Annotated in this window: 10 protein-coding genes; 4 read left to right on the top strand and 6 right to left on the bottom strand. The window is 70.8% G+C overall.

All coding sequences use genetic code 11. The features are described 5' to 3' along the window. Nucleotides 1-34: 34 nt before the first annotated feature. Both AB0M82_RS25595 and AB0M82_RS25590 read right to left on the bottom strand, forming a co-directional pair. Entirely contained in the window at nt 35-1993 is a 1959-nt protein-coding gene (locus AB0M82_RS25595; RefSeq protein ID WP_364726577.1) for a S53 family peptidase, read from the bottom strand. 309 nt (nt 1994-2302) lie between these two features. After that, complete coding sequence (locus AB0M82_RS25590) at nt 2303-3451, bottom strand: ROK family protein (protein ID WP_364726574.1); 1149 nt, start codon at nt 3449-3451, stop codon at nt 2303-2305. A gap of 87 nt (nt 3452-3538) precedes the next feature. Between AB0M82_RS25590 and AB0M82_RS25585 the strand changes: the two genes are divergently transcribed. Together AB0M82_RS25585 and AB0M82_RS25580 are read left to right on the top strand one after the other, a co-directional pair. Further along, the gene (locus tag AB0M82_RS25585; RefSeq protein ID WP_364726572.1) at nt 3539-4783 is read left to right on the top strand and encodes a trehalase family glycosidase; all 1245 of its coding nucleotides are present in this window, start codon (nt 3539-3541) and stop codon (nt 4781-4783) included. Between the two features lie 373 nt (nt 4784-5156). Further along, nucleotides 5157-6341, top strand: coding sequence for a glycoside hydrolase family 88 protein (locus tag AB0M82_RS25580; protein WP_364726570.1), 1185 nt, complete (start codon nt 5157-5159; stop codon nt 6339-6341). Nucleotides 6342-6516: 175 nt separating this feature from the next. Here the strand turns inward: AB0M82_RS25580 and AB0M82_RS25575 are convergent, their stop codons facing one another. From AB0M82_RS25575 to AB0M82_RS25560, 4 genes are all read right to left on the bottom strand, one after another. Continuing rightward, nucleotides 6517-7998 carry a glycosyl hydrolase family 28 protein gene (locus AB0M82_RS25575; protein ID WP_364726567.1) on the bottom strand — a complete coding sequence of 494 codons (1482 nt, stop codon included), beginning with the start codon at nt 7996-7998 and terminating at the stop codon, nt 6517-6519. A 242-nt stretch (nt 7999-8240) separates the two neighbouring features. Beyond that, nucleotides 8241-8867: a TetR family transcriptional regulator gene (locus AB0M82_RS25570; protein ID WP_364726564.1), complete on the bottom strand. Its 627-nt coding sequence runs from the start codon at nt 8865-8867 to the stop codon at nt 8241-8243. Between the two features lie 16 nt (nt 8868-8883). Next, entirely contained in the window at nt 8884-10455 is a 1572-nt protein-coding gene (locus AB0M82_RS25565; protein WP_364726561.1) for an alkaline phosphatase D family protein, read from the bottom strand. A 32-nt stretch (nt 10456-10487) separates the two neighbouring features. Then, the gene (locus tag AB0M82_RS25560) at nt 10488-11144 is read right to left on the bottom strand and encodes a hypothetical protein (RefSeq protein ID WP_364726558.1); all 657 of its coding nucleotides are present in this window, start codon (nt 11142-11144) and stop codon (nt 10488-10490) included. Nucleotides 11145-11266: 122 nt separating this feature from the next. On the opposite strand from AB0M82_RS25560, the gene AB0M82_RS25555 reads away from it, so the two are divergent. Beyond that, the gene (locus tag AB0M82_RS25555; protein ID WP_364726555.1) at nt 11267-14200 is read left to right on the top strand and encodes a BTAD domain-containing putative transcriptional regulator; all 2934 of its coding nucleotides are present in this window, start codon (nt 11267-11269) and stop codon (nt 14198-14200) included. An 87-nt stretch (nt 14201-14287) separates the two neighbouring features. Continuing rightward, a complete protein-coding gene (locus AB0M82_RS25550; RefSeq protein WP_364726552.1) occupies nt 14288-15514 on the top strand; it encodes a hypothetical protein in 1227 nt (408 codons plus the stop codon). Nucleotides 15515-15695: the final 181 nt, after the last annotated feature.

Here is a 15695-nt window from a genome sequence, read left to right as displayed (position 1 = left end):
CCGTGAGAGTGCCCTTCAGGACTTCACTGCAAAACTAGACGAGGAACAGGAACAGCAGCCCGTTGGGCGCGCCGAGGCCGGTCACGTCGTCGTAGCCCTTGGTGGTGCGGATCGTCAGCCCCTGGTAGTCCAGGTTGCGGGCCGAGCGGAGCAGCCCCTCCGACGCGTCGACCGAGTTCGCGTAGTCGACGCGGGCCACGGCCTGGCCGTCCACGTGCTGCACGTCGCTGATCGCCGAGGTGCGCGAGGTCAGCTTGTAGATCACGGGGTTGATGAAGCCGTGGTGGAAGTGGTCGAGGCTGTCAGCCACCGCCATGATCCCGGCGAACACCGGCGACGCGAGGCTCGTGCCGCCGATCCGGTACTGGTCGTAGTGCGCACCCTCCGGGAAGGTCTGCGTCTGGCCGACCAGGAAGCCGGTGTTCGGGTCGCCGACCGCGGAGATGTCCGGGACGACCCGGCCCTTCTTGTGGCCGGTCTGGTTCTTCGTCGCCAGGGCGTCCGGCACGACGCCCTTCTGGTAGAAGGGCTGCTCGAACAGCCGGCTCGTGCCGCCACCGGAACCGCTGGTGTAGGCGGCGGGGCCGTAGACGCCGTTGGTCAGCAGCGACTTGCTGGTCTCCCAGCCGGTCTCGAAGATCCGCTTGCCGTCCTTGCCGATCGCGATGGACGTGCCGCCGACCGCGGTGATCCACGGCGCGGAGGCGGAGAAGTCCGGCGACGGGAAGCCGAGGCGCGCGACCTCGTCACCGTTGTCGCCCGACGAGAAGTAGACACCGATGCCCTCGAGGACCGCCTGCAGCGAGATCTGGTTGAACACCTTGACCTCGTCGGCCGGGATGTCCTCACCGGTGTCGCCGTAGGAGTTCGACACGATGTCGGCCTTGTGGCCGGCGATCACGTAGTTCAGCGCCTCGTCGAGCGAGTTGTCCTGGCAGTCGGACCCGCCGACGTACAGGATGTTCGCGCCCGGGGCGAGGCCGTGGACGGCCTCGACGTCGAGGGTCTCCTCGCCGTACCAGCCCGCCGCGTCACACTGGTCCGGCGGCTCCAGGACGGGGTTGGCCGGGAAGACGTGCTGCGAGAACTGGCTCTGCTTCAGCGGGTGCGCCGGGTCGTTGCGGCGGGCGTACTCGCTGGCGTCGGCGTAGATGGTCGGCGAGGCGAACGCGTCCACGATGGCGATCGTGGTGCCCTTGCCGTCCGCGCCGACCTTGTCGACGCCGTAGGCCGAACGCAGCTGCGCCGGGGTGTACCCGCAGGGCGCGTACGGCAGCCGCTTGCCGTTGTAGGCGGGATCGGTGGTGTCGATCTTCTCGCCGTAGTAGGCACTGCAGGGCGGCGCGTTGCGGAACCCGGGGCCGGGCGCGACATCGGACGGCTGCACGGACTTCGTGGCCTTGCCCGAGTCGATGCCGTCGGTGTGGTCCGGCTTGAACAGGTTGGTCGCCTGGTCCACGCCGACGACGCCGAGGACGTCGGCCGCCAGGTTCGCCGGCACCGACAGGTTCTTGTCGGCGGCGCGCAGCGTCTGGCCCTTGACCCGGTACTTGCCCAGGTCGACGGCGAACGCCTTCTCCGTCTGGTCTGCCGTGCCGGTGGCTTCGACGAAGGCGCGGTTCGACGGCACCTCGCCGATGCTGAACCCGTTGCCGGTCAGCCACGACTTGACGGCGTTCACCGTCGCTTCGCTCGCGGCGAACCGGTCGCGAACCTGGTCGGGGCTCAGGAACTGGCGGTAGGTCCTGCTGTCCGGGTCGGACACGGCCTGCGCCAGCGCCTCGGCGCCGGCGTTGTCGCGCTGGTTCAGGTAAACGCGGAAGCTCAGCTTCGCCGCGGGCGCCGTGTCGGCGACCTTCGCCTGCGCGTTCGCCCACAACGGGTGCGACTGCGGGATGTCCTGACGCCCCTGCGCCGACGCCGTCGCCGGCATGGTCGCGGTGAGACCACCCACCACCGCGAGCGACAGGAGCAGGGTGGAGCTTCTTCGCACAGAAATCTCCCTCTCGAATGCGGCCCCCGGTAAATGGGCCTCGAATACCGGCTGAGACTAGATCGGCGTTCCACTCCCGGGGAAGTACTTGCGCAACCGTTATCTGGTCGCGAATTCACCGCCGATCCTGGCGCGGTGCGGAAATCCGATTTGTCGCCCGGAAAACGCGAGGAATACACCTGGATGCGCGGTAAGTCCGTTTCGCGACATCAGTGCGGACTACGGGAGACAGGCGCCCGCCACCTACTAAAGTCGGTCGCTCTGTCCACTCGGGACAGACCGCGGCCGGACCGCCGGCCGGACCGGCGGTCAGGCGCGCGCGGCCAGCCTGCGGTCGACCTCGGCCGGGGCGAACACGGCCTCGACCACCATCGCCACCGCGCCGCCGAGCGCGAGCCCGCGGCCGCCGATCTCGACGCGCAGGCTCTGCGTCGCGCGCGGCAGCGCCCGCCGGTAGAGCACCTCGCGGACCCCGGCGACGAAGTGCGGCTCGGCGAGGTCGCCGGCGATCACCAGCACGCCCGGGTTGACCACGCAGACGAGCGTCGCGAGCACCTCCCCCACCTGCCGCCCGGCGGACTCGGCGAGCCGCACCGCGGCCGGCTCCCCGGCCACGATCCGCTCGCGCACGCCCGACCCCGACGTCGTCGGCAGGCCCAGCTCCGTCAGGCGCGCGGCCAGCGCGCCCCCGCTCGCGACCGCCGCGAGGCAGCCGACCGAACCGCAGAGGCAGCGCGCTTCCGGGTGCCCCGGCAGCCGGATGTGGCCGATGTCGCCCGCGCCGCCGTCGACGCCGCGGTAGACCTCGCCGCCGATGACCAGCCCGGCGCCGATCCCGGTGGACACCTTGACCACCACCAGCGCGGCCGAGTCGGGGTACCGGGCGCGGTGCTCGCCCAGCGCCATCAGGTTGGCGTCGTTGTCGACCAGCACCGGGGCGCCGAAGCGGGCCCCGAGGTAGCCGTCGATCGGGTAGCCGTCCCAGCCGGGCATGATCGGCGGCTGCGTGACCCGGGCGCGGCCGGGCTCGACCGGCCCCGGTACGGAAACGCCCACGCCGCACACCGGCCGTCCCACCTCGGCCAGCATCGCCTCGAACCACTCCGCGATCCGGGCGAGCACGGGTTCCGGGCCGTCGGCGACCCGCAGCGCGCCCCCGCGGCGCGCCAGCCGCCGTCCGGACAGGTCGGTGAGCGCGGCCTCGGCGTGCATCGTGTCGATGCTCGCGGCGAGGACGACGGCGTGCTGGTCGTCGAACCGCAGCTGCCGCGCCGGGCGGCCGCCGGTGGAGTCCTCCTGGTCGCCTTCGGCCAGCAGGCCCGCCGCTTGGAGCTGCTCCAATCGGGCGGTCAGCGTCGAGCGCGACAGCCCGCTGCGCGTGCGCAGCGCCTTGCGCGTGGTCGCCTGTCCCGTCCGGACCAGCTGCAGCAGCTCTCCGGCACTGGTCGGCGTCGCCATCACGGGCCCCCTTCGGTGTGGCCCGCATCATCCCAGCTGCGGACTTTTGTCCATTGACAAGACATAAGTAGGAGATAGGTTGGACACATGGACGTAACACGGGAGCGCGCGGCAGCTGTCCTGGCGGACAACTGGCTGGGCTCGTCCACGGTGCCTTCGCGCGGGCTCTACCCGCACCAGTGGAGCTGGGACTCCGCGTTCATCGCGTTCGGCGTGCGGCACCTGGCGCCCGAGCGCGCGCGGCTCGAGCTGCTGACGCTGTTCTCCGCCCAGTGGCGCGACGGCCGCGTCCCGCACATCCTCTTCAACCCGGACACACCGCCGGAGGCGTACTTCCCGGGGCCGTCCTTCTGGCACGCCGGGCGGACGTCGGGGCTGGTCCAGCCGCCGGTGCACGCGCGGGCCGTGCTGGCGGTGCACGAGGCCGAGCCCGACCGCACGTTCCTCGCCACGCTGTACCCGAAACTCCGGGCCTGGCACGAATACCTGCACACCCACCGCGGCCGGGGCGGGCGCGGGCTCGCCGCGATCGTGCACCCGTGGGAGTCCGGGATGGACAACAGCCCGGCCTGGGACGCGCCCCTCTCCGCCGTCACGCCGTCGGCCGGGTTCGTCCGCCGCGACCTGCAGCACGGCGCCGCCGCCGACCGGCCGAGCGACGAGGACTACGGCCGCTACGTCCGGCTCGCCGCCGACTACCGCGACAGCGGCTACCAGGACGGCGCCGGCTTCGTCGTCGAAGATCCCGGCTTCAACGCGTTGCTGGCCGACGGCGAACTGGCGCTGGCCGAGATCGCCGAAGAGCTCCGCCTGCCCGCGGCCGCCGCCGGCCACCGCGAAGCCGCGGCGCGCGTCGCGAAGGCGTTGCAGGACACGTTGTGGGACAGCGCTTCCGGCTGGTTCTTCGCCCGCGACGTCCGGACCGGCACGCGGACCCGCGAGTACACGTGCGCCGGCCTGCTGCCGCTGCTGCTGCCGGACCTGGCCGTCGCCCCGGCCCTGCTGGCGACGGCCACCGGGCCGCGGTTCCGGCTCGGGCGGGTGCACGGCGTCCCGAGTCACGACCTGACCGCGCCTGAGTTCGACCCGGGCCGCTACTGGCGCGGCCCGTCCTGGTTCAACGTCGGCTGGCTGGTCCGGCACGGGCTGCTGCGCCACGGCGAGCACGCGCTCGCCGAACACCTGCGCGCCGACCTCGTCGAGACGGCACTGCGGACGGACTTCGCGGAGTACTGCGACCCGCTGACCGGGACGGGCCACGGAACCCGTTCGTTCAGCTGGACCGCGGCGCTCACCCTCGACCTGCTGGCTCAGCCCGCCGCGGTCGCGTAGTACCTGGCCGTCACGCCGTCGCTCGCGGACTGTCCACTGTGGCCACCCCTGAACGCGCTCGCCTTGACGACGGTCGATCAAGACTTAGATCCGACCTTTGCGGGGCATTTCGCTGACCGGTACATCAGAGTTGCGGCCATTCGGGTCATATATCTGATATATGAGACGAGAGATCCGATCTCTCTTGACTGATCCTCCGGAAGGCGAGTAGATGTTCTCCCCAGTGAGCGCTTTCGCTCCGAGACCATCGCTCCGGCGACACGGGCAGCACGCCGCGCCCCCCTGAGCTGGTCGGGATGCCGACGGACGGCGGATCGGCATCCCGGCCACCCTCCCGCCCGCTCCCCGGGGCCAGTGCACGAAAGGACGACGAATGTCCGAGCACCCCCTTCGCCCGACCCGGCGCGCGGTCCTGGCCGGCACGCTCGGCACCCTTGGTGCCCTCGCCGCGGCGGGTCCCGTCGCGCGGGCGGCGGACCGGCTCCCCCCGATCGGCGGCGCGGCGCCGATGGACTGGTCACGGGCCGTGATCGACTCGACGATGAAGCGCTACCCGCCGGACAAGATCGGCGGCTGGGGCTACACCCTGGGCCTCTACCTCTACGGCCAGTACCTCTTCTACAAGCGCACCGGCGAGAAGAAGTACCTCGACTACATCATCGCCTGGTACGACCGCTTCATCACCGACAGCGGCATCTCCAACAGCTTCACCAACCTCGACTCGATGCGTTCGTGCCAGCTGCTTCCGTTGCTGCACGCGGAAACCGGCCGCAAGAAGTACAAGACGGCGGCCGACCAGCTCCGCAAGCGGTTCCCGTCCTACCCCCGGACGTCCGACGGCGGCATGTTCCACGCCACGAGCAAGGTCGGCCAGCTGTGGGGCGACGGCGTGTACATGGCCCAGCCGTTCCTCGCGCTCTACGGCGCGGCGTTCGACGACGGCGCGTACTGCTTCGAAGAAGCGGCGAAGAACATCGTCGTGTACTTCAACCACCTTCGCGAACCGGCGAAGGGCCTGCTCTACCACGCCTACGACGAGGACGGCTCCGAGTCGTGGGCGTCCGGGTCCGGGCGCCACTCGAAGTACCACTGGGCACGGGCGATCGGCTGGTTCGGCATGGCCACCATCGACATCCTCGAGGCGCTCCCGGCGGACCACCCGCGGCGGGCCGCGCTGATCGACGTCGTCCGGTTCCTGGCCGCGGGCTACCAGCGGTACCAGGACCCCTCGACCGGCCGGTGGTACCAGGTCGTCGACCGCGGCTACGACGCGAAGAACTGGCTCGAGACGTCGGCGTCGTCGATGTACACGTTCACGATGGCCCGCGGCGTCCAGCGCGGCTACCTGCCTTCGTCGTACCAGGCGGTGGCGGACAAGGGTTACGCCGGCGTGCTGCAGAAGGTTTCGCTCGGTTCGGACGGCCTGACCAACATCACCGACATCGGCGAAGGCACCAACGTCGGCGACCTGTCGTACTACTACGCCCGGGCCCGCAGGACCAACGACTTCCACGGCCTCGGCGCGTTCCTCATCATGAACGAGCAGTACCGGCACTGACCACGAGGCGCGCCGCGGAAGGGGCCCCGGCTCACCAGCCGGGGCCCCTTCGTCCGTGCGGAAACCCGTATCTCGCGTGATTCAGGCCGTATCTCGCGTGATCGGAGCCGTAACTCGCGAGTTACGCCTTCAATCACGCGAGTTACGGCTCTGATCACGCGGGATACGGAGAACGTCAGCAGGTCGAGGTGGAGCTCGAGGTGTTCACCCGCAGGGCCGAGCCCGAGGTTGTCGCCGAGTCCTTCACGCAGTAGCCCGTCACCGACTGGAAGCCGAGGTCGAACGGGCTCTTCGAGCCCTTCTCCGCGGTGAAGTGTTCGAACGTGATGTCGGTGCTGTTGTTGACGATGCTCGCCGGGCGGCCGTCGTCCTTGGCGAACTCCACCGAGCTGTCCACGAAGCGGATGCCGGACGCGTAGCGCAGGTACCAGCCGTACGACGGGCGGGTGCCGATGCTCTTCGGGTTGTAGTCCGTCGCGGTGTTGCTCGGCACGCCGGTGCCCATGGTGCCGGAGCCGCCCGGCACGTTCAGCTTCACGCCGGTGAAGGTGACGTCGGAGACGCGGTGGCCGCTGTCCGCGCCCCAGATCGTCGGGCTGAAGTTGCTCCCGGTGTGCGTGCCGGTGACGTTGTCGAGCGTGATGCCGCTGATCGAGCCGACGCCGGGGTTGTTCCCGCACCGCTTCCGGGTGCCGATCTTCATCATGATCGGCGAGTACGTGCCGGACATCGTGATGTTGCGGTAGTGCACGTCGGAAATCTTGGCGCCGTCCATCGAAACGATCCCGATGCCCGATTTGTGCGCGCCGGTGATCGCGATGTCCGAGAACCGGTATCCGGTGAAGTCGCCGCACGTCTCGGAACCGAACATCAGCGCGTTGCAGCAGACCGCCGACAGTTTCGCGTTGTTCACCGTGACGTTCCCGTTCGGCAGTTTCGCGCCGAGCGCGTAGTCGCTCTTGAAGACGAGCGCGTCATCGTTGGCCGCGATGGTCGCGTTGGTGATCGTGACGTCGGTCGTGCTGATGATGTTCCAGCCGTCCCGGTCACTCGCCGTGTCGATGGTCAGGTGGTCGGACACGACGTTCTTACAGCCGTTGATCAGCGCGGCGAAGTGGCCGCCGCGACGCAGCTTGATCCCGGACAGCGTGAGCCCGTCGCAGCGGGTGAGCGACAGGATCTTGTCGGCCTCGCCCGGATCCGGGTTGCCGGTGATGAGGTTGCCGCCGCCGTCGATCGTGCCGGCGCCGGTGAACCCGATGTTCGACAGCTTGTCGCCGTAGAACATCGCGTTGTGGAAGTGGCTGTGGCCGTAGTCCTGGTAGTCGTCCCACTGGTTCGCCTCGGGCTTGTCGTAACTGTCCGCGCTGGACCCGGTGATCGTCGCGCCGGCGTCGAGCTGGATCGTCACGTTGCTCTTGAGGTGCACGGTGTTCGCCGACTTGTAGTTACCCGGCGTGAACCGGACGGTGCCACCGCCGGCCGCGTTGGCCGCCGTGATCGCCTTGTCGATGGCCCCGGAATCGTTGGCGGACCCGTTTCCCTTGGCCCCGTAGTCCTTCACGTCGTAAACGCCGCCGGGCGCGGCCGCGGAGATCCCGGCGCCGGTCACCACCAGCCCCGCCACCGCACAGGTGATCAGCAAGAGTTTCTTCACCGTGGAACCGCCTTGTCATGGAATCGGAAATCGGCATGACGGCGGAACAACCAGATTACGAGTGGCACGAGCGGAATGTCAAGATCGCCGGGCCGGGGACCCGCGCCACCCCCAGTCGGGCGCGGGTCCCGTGCTCGGTGGTCCCGGTGTCCAATCAGGATTCGGAGTCTACCTTCGCCACACCCGGTGGTCCCGTGCGTTTCGCATGGTCCGGACCATGAATCCGGCATGATCGGCGACGGTCACGGGAACCCTACTCCGGACGACAGCAGGGTGAACGCCCGTTCGGCCGCCGCGACGGCTTCCGGGAGGCGCCGCGTCGCGGGGACGCCGGCGGCGATCGCGTCCATGTTCGCCGTGGCCAGCGTCCGGCGGGCGGCCGTGATCTGCGCGGCGGCGAGGCCCGCGTCCAGCGCTGGGACGCCGGCCTCGGCGAGGGCGGCGGCCAGCGCCGACTCCCCCGCGGAGGCGAACTCCACCAGCCGCGCCACCAGCGCGGGAGTGCCGGTGACCAGCCGGAACACCTCGACGACGGCCGGGGCGTCACAGAGGCCGGTCACCGGTTCGCGTTCGTCGAGGCCGCGCAGAAACGCCTCTCGCAGCGCGGCCAGCGCGCCCTGGCCGGGGCGGCGGGCGCGCACGACGTCCGCCGCGTCGGTCTCGTGGTCGGCGAACCGGTGCAGCACCAGGTCCTCCTTGGTCGGGAAGTAGGCGAACAGCGTCCGCTTGGACACCTCGGCCACCCGCGCCACCTCGGCGACCCCGACGGCGTCGAACCCGCGCTCCAGGAAGAGCCGGATCGCCGCCGCCGAGATCGCCGCCCGCGTGCGGAGCTTCTTACGCTCCCGCAGACCCAGTTCATCGGTCACGTCACGCAGCGTAGCTTCAGACCTGCTGGAGGCCGGCCTTGCCCGCCTGCACCACGTAGCTGCGGTCGTTCTTGATGACGACCGACGCCGGGTCGTAGACACTCGTGTCGGACGTCGTCATGAAGTCCGCCCGCATCTGCGACGGCGTGGTCGTGACGCGGACGTACCCCCGCTCGCCCTTGCAGTACTTCACGTGCGGGTTTTTCGCGTACCAGGCGGCGCTGGGGTCGCCCGCGTTGTCGCTGTTGCTCGTGACCGACGTCGTGACCAGCTCCGAGCCGATGACCGGACTGCTGTGGTTGAAGTAGTCGAGCCGCAGGTCGGCGGCCCAGTGCCGGTGGACGTCCCCGGTGAGCACGACCGGGTTGGCGACCTTGCGGTCGACCCAGCCCTGCTGGATCCGGTTGCGGGAGGCCTCGTAGCCCTGCCAGGAGTCGTTGTTCTCGCAGGTGGTCTTGTCGCCGTCGGCGTCACGCGTGGCGAAGAAGACCTGCTGGCCGAGGAAGTCCCAGGTGGCGGGGTGCGACTCGAACTGCTTGAGCAGCCACGCCTCCTCGGTGGCGCCGAGGATGCTGCGGGAGGTGCTGCGCATGTCGGCGCAGGCCGGACCGGCGTCGCCGGCGGGGTCGGGCACCTGGGCGCTGCGGTACTGGCGGGTGTCGAGCATGTGGAACCGGGCCAGGTTGCCCCACATCAGCTGCCGGTACAGCTGGATCGACGCACCGTTGGGCTTGGCCGTCGAGCGGATCGGGGTGTTCTCGTAGAACGCCTGGAACCCGGCGGCCTTGCGCGCCGCCGGCGCGGGCGAGGTGGTGCCGTTCCAGTCGTTCATGACCTCGTGGTCGTCGAACACCACGATCCAGGGCGCGATCGCGTGCGCGGCCTGCAGGTCGGCGTCGGTCTTGTGCTGGGCGTGGCGGGCGCGGTACTGCGCGAGCGTGGTGACGTCCTCGCTGAAGGCCAGGCCGCGCGGGTTGCGCTCCTTCGCGGTGCGGCCCGATTTCTTCTCGTAGATGTAGTCGCCGAGGAACAGCACCAGGTCCGGGTCGTCGGCCACGATGCCCTTGTACGCGTGGTAGTAGCCCTCCTCCCAGTGCTGGCAGGAACTGAAGCAGTACTTGAGCTGGTTGACCGCGGCACCGGCGGCGGGCGCGGTGCGCGTCCGGCCGACCGGCGAGATGTAGCCGGAGCTCTTGAACCGGTAGAAGTACTCCCGTGCGGGCTGCAGCCCGGTCGGTTCGATGTGGACACTGTGCCCGGACGCCCGGGCGGCGCTCACCGAGCCGCTCTGCACGATCGAGCTGAACGCCTCGTCGTTCGCGATCTCCCAGTCGACCGCGTAGGTGGCGTCTGGCATGCCGCCGAAGCCGTCCGGGGTGAGCGGTGCCGGCGCGAGCCGCGTCCACAGCACGACGCTGTCGGGCAGCGGATCGCCGGAGGCGATGCCGAGCTGGAACGGATCGCGGATGGCGGGCGCGGCGGCCGTGGTGCGGGCGTTCGCCCAGGACGGCAGCGCCGCCGAAGCCGCGGTGGCGGTGACCGCGGCGAGCCCGCCGAGGAGCACCTTGCGCCGGTTGACCTGGCCCATGGTGAAAAGCCTTTCTCTTGCGGTGGACGCGGTCAGGCCGCGAAGTCGGTGATGCCGTCGCTGCAGGACTTCAGGTCCGGCTTCGCGGTCGTGTAGTTGGCGACGCAGACCTTGTAGAAGACCCAGCCGCCGTGCGGGACCGCGACGGCCTTGTCGACCTTCGTGCCCTCGCCGCCGGAGTTCCAGACGTAGAACGGCCCGGCGCCGCCCTTGAGCCAGTACACGGCCACGGCCGAATAACCGTCGGAGCTGGTGTCGTAGACCAGGAAGTGGGAGTCGGACGAGCGGTACTGCGCCTCGCCCGCGCACGCGTCGGAGCACTGGCCGCTGCCGGAGCCGACGCCGCAGTCGGGCGCGACCCGCGTGTCCGAGTTGGTGAAGACGTAGGTGTCCGAGACGTACCCGCCGAGTGCCGGGAGGTAGTCCCACAGCGTGCTCGTGCCGTAGGGCCCGGTCACCGAGGCGCCGGTGATCTGGCAGTCGATGGTCACGGTCGCGCCGTTCGCGACGGTCTTGACGGCCGTGGCGCCCGTGGTGGGCGCCCGGCGGACGTTGAGCGGGTCGCCCGCGGTCTTGACGGTGCCGGTGGCCGCGGCCGACGCTTCGAGCGCGCCGCCGACCGCGAGCGCACCGACCGTCGCCACGATCACCCCGATGCCGGCGATGCGCCGGAAGTTCAAACGCTTCATGGCAGGGAGCGTGACTTCGGGCCGTACACGTCCCGTACAAATCCGGGCCTCGCGCGCACGCGTGCGCACAGACACTCCGAATGGATCTAGCCGCCGGGCCGAAGCGGCCCTAGCATCCGATCATGGGGGAACTCATCGGGCAGATTGAGACCACCTCGCTGGCCATCCGCGTCCTCGGCCCGCTGGAGGTCACCACCGCCGGGCAGGTGATCGCGCTCGGCGGTCCGAAGCCACGGCTGCTGCTGGCCGCGCTGGCCTTGCAGCCGAACGTCGTCGTTTCGACCGACGTGCTGGTGGAAGTGCTGTGGCCGGATTCGGCGCCGCGGTCGGCCGCGGCGAACATCCGCACGTACGTCCATTCGCTCCGAAGACGGTTCGCGGAGATCGACCCCGACCTTGGCGAACGGATCAGCAGCCGTGCCTCCGGCTACCTGCTGACCGCGTCGCCGGACGAACTGGACCACCTCGCTTTCACCGCCTTCGCCGGCGAAGCCCAGGAAGCGCTCGATCGCGGCGACGCCGAGGGCGCGCTCGATCTCCTCGACCGGGCCGACGCCCTGTGGCGCGGCGAAGTCCTCGACGGACTGCCGCACGACCACAGCTGGGGCGCGACCGTCGCCCGGCTCGCCGAACTCCGGCTCTCGGTGCAGGAACAGCGCCTGCGGGCGCGGATCGACCTCGGCCGCTGCGGCGAAGCCGTCGCCGAGCTGCGCGGCCTGGTCACCGAGCATCCGCTGCGCGAAGAACTCTGGGGTCAGCTGATCGTCGCGTTGCGCGCGGCCGGCCGGACCACCGACGCGATCGAGGCGTACGAATCGGCCGAGCGGGTCCTGCGCGAGGAACTCGACGCCGAACCCGGTGCCCGGCTGCGCGAGCTGCGGGCGACGCTGGTGCCGGAGAGCGTCCTCGCGCCGCGCCCCGCCGACGTCGCCCCGATCTGCCAGCTGCCGCTCGACCTGCCGGACTTCACCGGCCGCGACGCCGTGCTCCGCGAGATCACGGCCCTGATGCGAGAGCGCGCGGCCTCGGGCACCCCGGCGGTGATCGTGCTCTCGGGCGCGCCCGGCGTCGGCAAGTCGGCGGTCGCCGTCCGGATCGCGCACGCGGTCCGCGACGAGTTCCCCGACGGCCAGCTGCACGTCGACCTGGCCGGCACGTCTTCGTCGCCGCGGGCACCGATGGGCGTGCTCGCCGAGCTGCTGCACGCGCTGGGCATCCCCGACGCCGGGCTGCCGCGGGAACCGGCCGAACGGTCCGCGCTGCTGCGGTCGCGGCTGGCCGGGCGGCGGATGTGCGTCGTGCTCGACGACGCCGGCAGCGCCGCCCAGGTGCGGCCGCTGCTGCCCGGCGCCGGCGCGTGCGCGGTGCTGGTGACCAGCCGGATCCGGCTGCCCGACCTCGCCGGGGCGACGCCGGTGGACGTCGACCTGCTGCCCGAGGCCGAGGCCGCGCGGCTCCTGGAGGGCATCGTCGGCGCCGAGCGGGTGGCCGCCGAACCGGAGAGCGCCGCGGCGATCCTGCGGCAGTGCGGGCACCTGCCGCTGGCGATCCGGGTGGCCGGCGCGAAGCTGACGCACCGGCCGGGCTGGACGCTGCGGCTGCTGGCCGACCGGCTGCGCGACGAGCACCGCCGGCTCGACGAGCTGCGTGTCGGCGACCTCGCCGTCCGCGCGAGCGTGACCCTGTCCTACGACCTGCTGCCGATGTCGGCGGCCACCGCGTTCCGCGGGCTGGGGCTGCTCGGGCCGGTGCAGTTCCCGGGGTGGGCGGTCGCGGCCGTGCTGGGCCGCCGCGAAGCCGAGGAGGTGCTCGACGTGCTGGTCGACGGCCACCTCGTCGAGCTCGTCGGGTCCGATTCGGCCGGGCAGCCGCGCTACCGCCTGCACGACCTCTTGCGCGTGTACGCGGTCGAGCTCGCGGAGCGGAGTGACGCGGCGAAGACGCGGGCCGGCCTGCGCCGGGTGCTGGAGGGCTACCTCGCGCTGTCGCTCGAGGCGGCGCGCCGGATGCCGCTGCACTTCTTCGGCATGTACTGCGACGACGAGCTGCCGCGCCCGCCGGTGCCCGCGCACGTGCTGCCCGACGACCCGGCGGCGTGGTTCGCCGCCGAGCGGCACGCCAGCGTCGCGGCGGTTTCGCTGGCCGCCCAGCAGGGTTTCGACGACCTGGCCTGGCAGCTGGCGTCGGCGTTGACGCCGTACTTCGACCTGCGCGGCCACCAGGACGACTGGCACAGCACGCACCTCATCGCGCTCGACGCGGCCCGCCGGACCGGCTCGCTGCGCGCCGAGGCGATCGTCCAGCGCAACCTCGCTCAATACCTGCTCTACCAGGACGAATACGCCGGGTCCCGGGTGGCGTTCGAGGAGTCGAAGACGTTGTTCGAGCGGGTCGGCGACGCCCAGGGCGTCGGCATCGCGCTGACCGGGCTCGCGACGATCCTGCGCATCGAGGGCGAAGACGACCTCGCGCTCGACCACTGCCACGAAGCGCTGAAGCTGTTCGCGGAGGAAGACGACCCGCACGGCGAGGCGGTGGCCCGCCTCGGCGCCGGCGCGGTCTGGATGTCGCGCGGCTGCTACGCGGCGGCGAAGCGCTGGTTCACCGACGCGCTGGAACTGTCGGCGGCGATCGGCGACCGGCACCGGGAGGCGCACGCGTTCAAGCGGCTGGGCCTGCTGTTCCAGCACCAGGGCAACCTGGCGGCGGCGCGCGAGCACGTCGACCGGGCGATCGCGATCTTCACCGAGCTCGGCGACGACCACTGCGTCGGCTACGCCAACCAGAACCTCGGCGAACTGTGCCTGCACAGCGGCGACTTCGCGCACGCCCAGCTGCTGCTGATGAACTCGCTGTCGGTGCACCGGCGCAACGGCGACCGGCGGTCGGAGGCGGAGGTTTCGCAGCTGCTCGGCGAACTGCACCGGGCGCTTTCGCAGCCGGAGCGGTCTCGCGACTACTCGGAGCGCGCGCTGGCGATCTGGCGTGAGCTCTCGGCGCGGCCGCAGGAACCCCTGACCCCGGTGAACGAGTCCCCGCACATCGTTTCCGCGTGACGCACCGTCTGCTTGTACGGATCATGTACGCCGCCCCGTCAGTCTTTCGCCACGTTCGAGTGAACAAGTGCGAAGGGAGAACCGGGGATGATCCGGAGTTTCAAGGCCGGCCGCGTGACCGCGGCGGTTCTGGCCGCGGGGGCGGTGACGGCGCTGGCCGGAGCCCCCGCCCAGGCAGCGACCACGCCGTCGGGCAGCGCGAGCTGGACCGCCGATCTGTCTACTGTGGACACCGATGACGTCAACGTCGCCGCCGCGGGCGGAACGCTGACGCTGGCCGACGCCGCCTGGCACAGAACCGCGCGGGTGTTCGCGGGCAGCGAGGGCAGCCTCATCACGGCCGAGCACGCGCTCGGCTCGGCGGCCAACCGCGTCAACGCGCAGCTGACCGCCGACGCGCCGAAGGGCACCTCGGTCGAGGTCGACGTCCGCGGCCGGACCGGGGTGAACGACTGGACCGAGTGGACGCCCGCGGGCACGACGCTCAAGACCGCCGTCAGCTCGGTGCAGGTGCGCGTCAGCCTCCACAGCGACACCGACGGCGTCCGCCCGGCCGTGCGCGGCCTCGCGCTGAGCGCGGAGAGCGCCCCGCAGGTCAACGCGCTGGCCGCGACGACCCCGCTGACCTACAAGGTGTACGGCACCCGCGAGGGCCTCGTCGGCGGCACCACCGCCAACGGCCACAAGATCGTCAGCCACGACCACTTCGTCTCCTTCCCCTCGGGCAAGTCCGTGTCCCCCAAGGGCACCGGCACCTACACCGCCAAGGTGTGCCGCACCGACGGCAGCAAGTGCGAGTACGCGCCGGTGTGGGAGATCGGCCCGTGGAACGAGCGCGACGACTACTGGAACCCGGCGTCGGTCCGCTCGGAGTTCAAGGACCTGCCGCAGGGCACGCCCGAAGCGCAGGCCGCGTACCTGCAGGGCTACAACCACAAGAAGGACGACTCCGGCCGCACGGTGCAGAACCCGGCCGGCATCGACCTCGCCGACGGCGTGTTCTGGGACGGCCTCGGGATGTCCGACAACGGCTACGTCAACGTCACCTTCCTGTGGACCGGCTCCGGCCCGACCGGCGTCGTCACCACCGCGGGCGACCCGATGAACGTCCGGGCGAGCGCCAGCACCTCGGCCGCCATCAAGGGCCTCGCGGCGAACTACGCCAAGGTGAACATCGAGTGCTACGTCGAGGGTGACACGGTCGCCGGCAAGTTCGGCACCAACAACATCTGGGACCGGATCGGCCCCGGCCACTACGTGTCGGACACCTACCTGCAGACCGGCTCCGACCAGCCCGTCGCGCCGCACTGCTGAACCCCGGCTCGAGTGAGCCACGATCGTCGCGTGGTTGACTGCCCTCAACCCCGCGATAACAGCGAAGGCCCGGCAACCCCCGCCGGGCCTTCGCCCTTTTCTCACGCTATTCCGCTCACCGGCACACAATTCACAACCATGAACAGTTGTCCGCCGGGTGTACAAATCCCTGCCGGTCGTG

The organism is Amycolatopsis sp. NPDC051128 (assembly GCF_040682715.1).
Classification (GTDB): Bacteria; Actinomycetota; Actinomycetes; order Mycobacteriales; family Pseudonocardiaceae; genus Amycolatopsis.
Note: the sequence above shows the minus strand (reverse complement) of the source record. Positions and strands in the feature narration are given on the sequence as shown.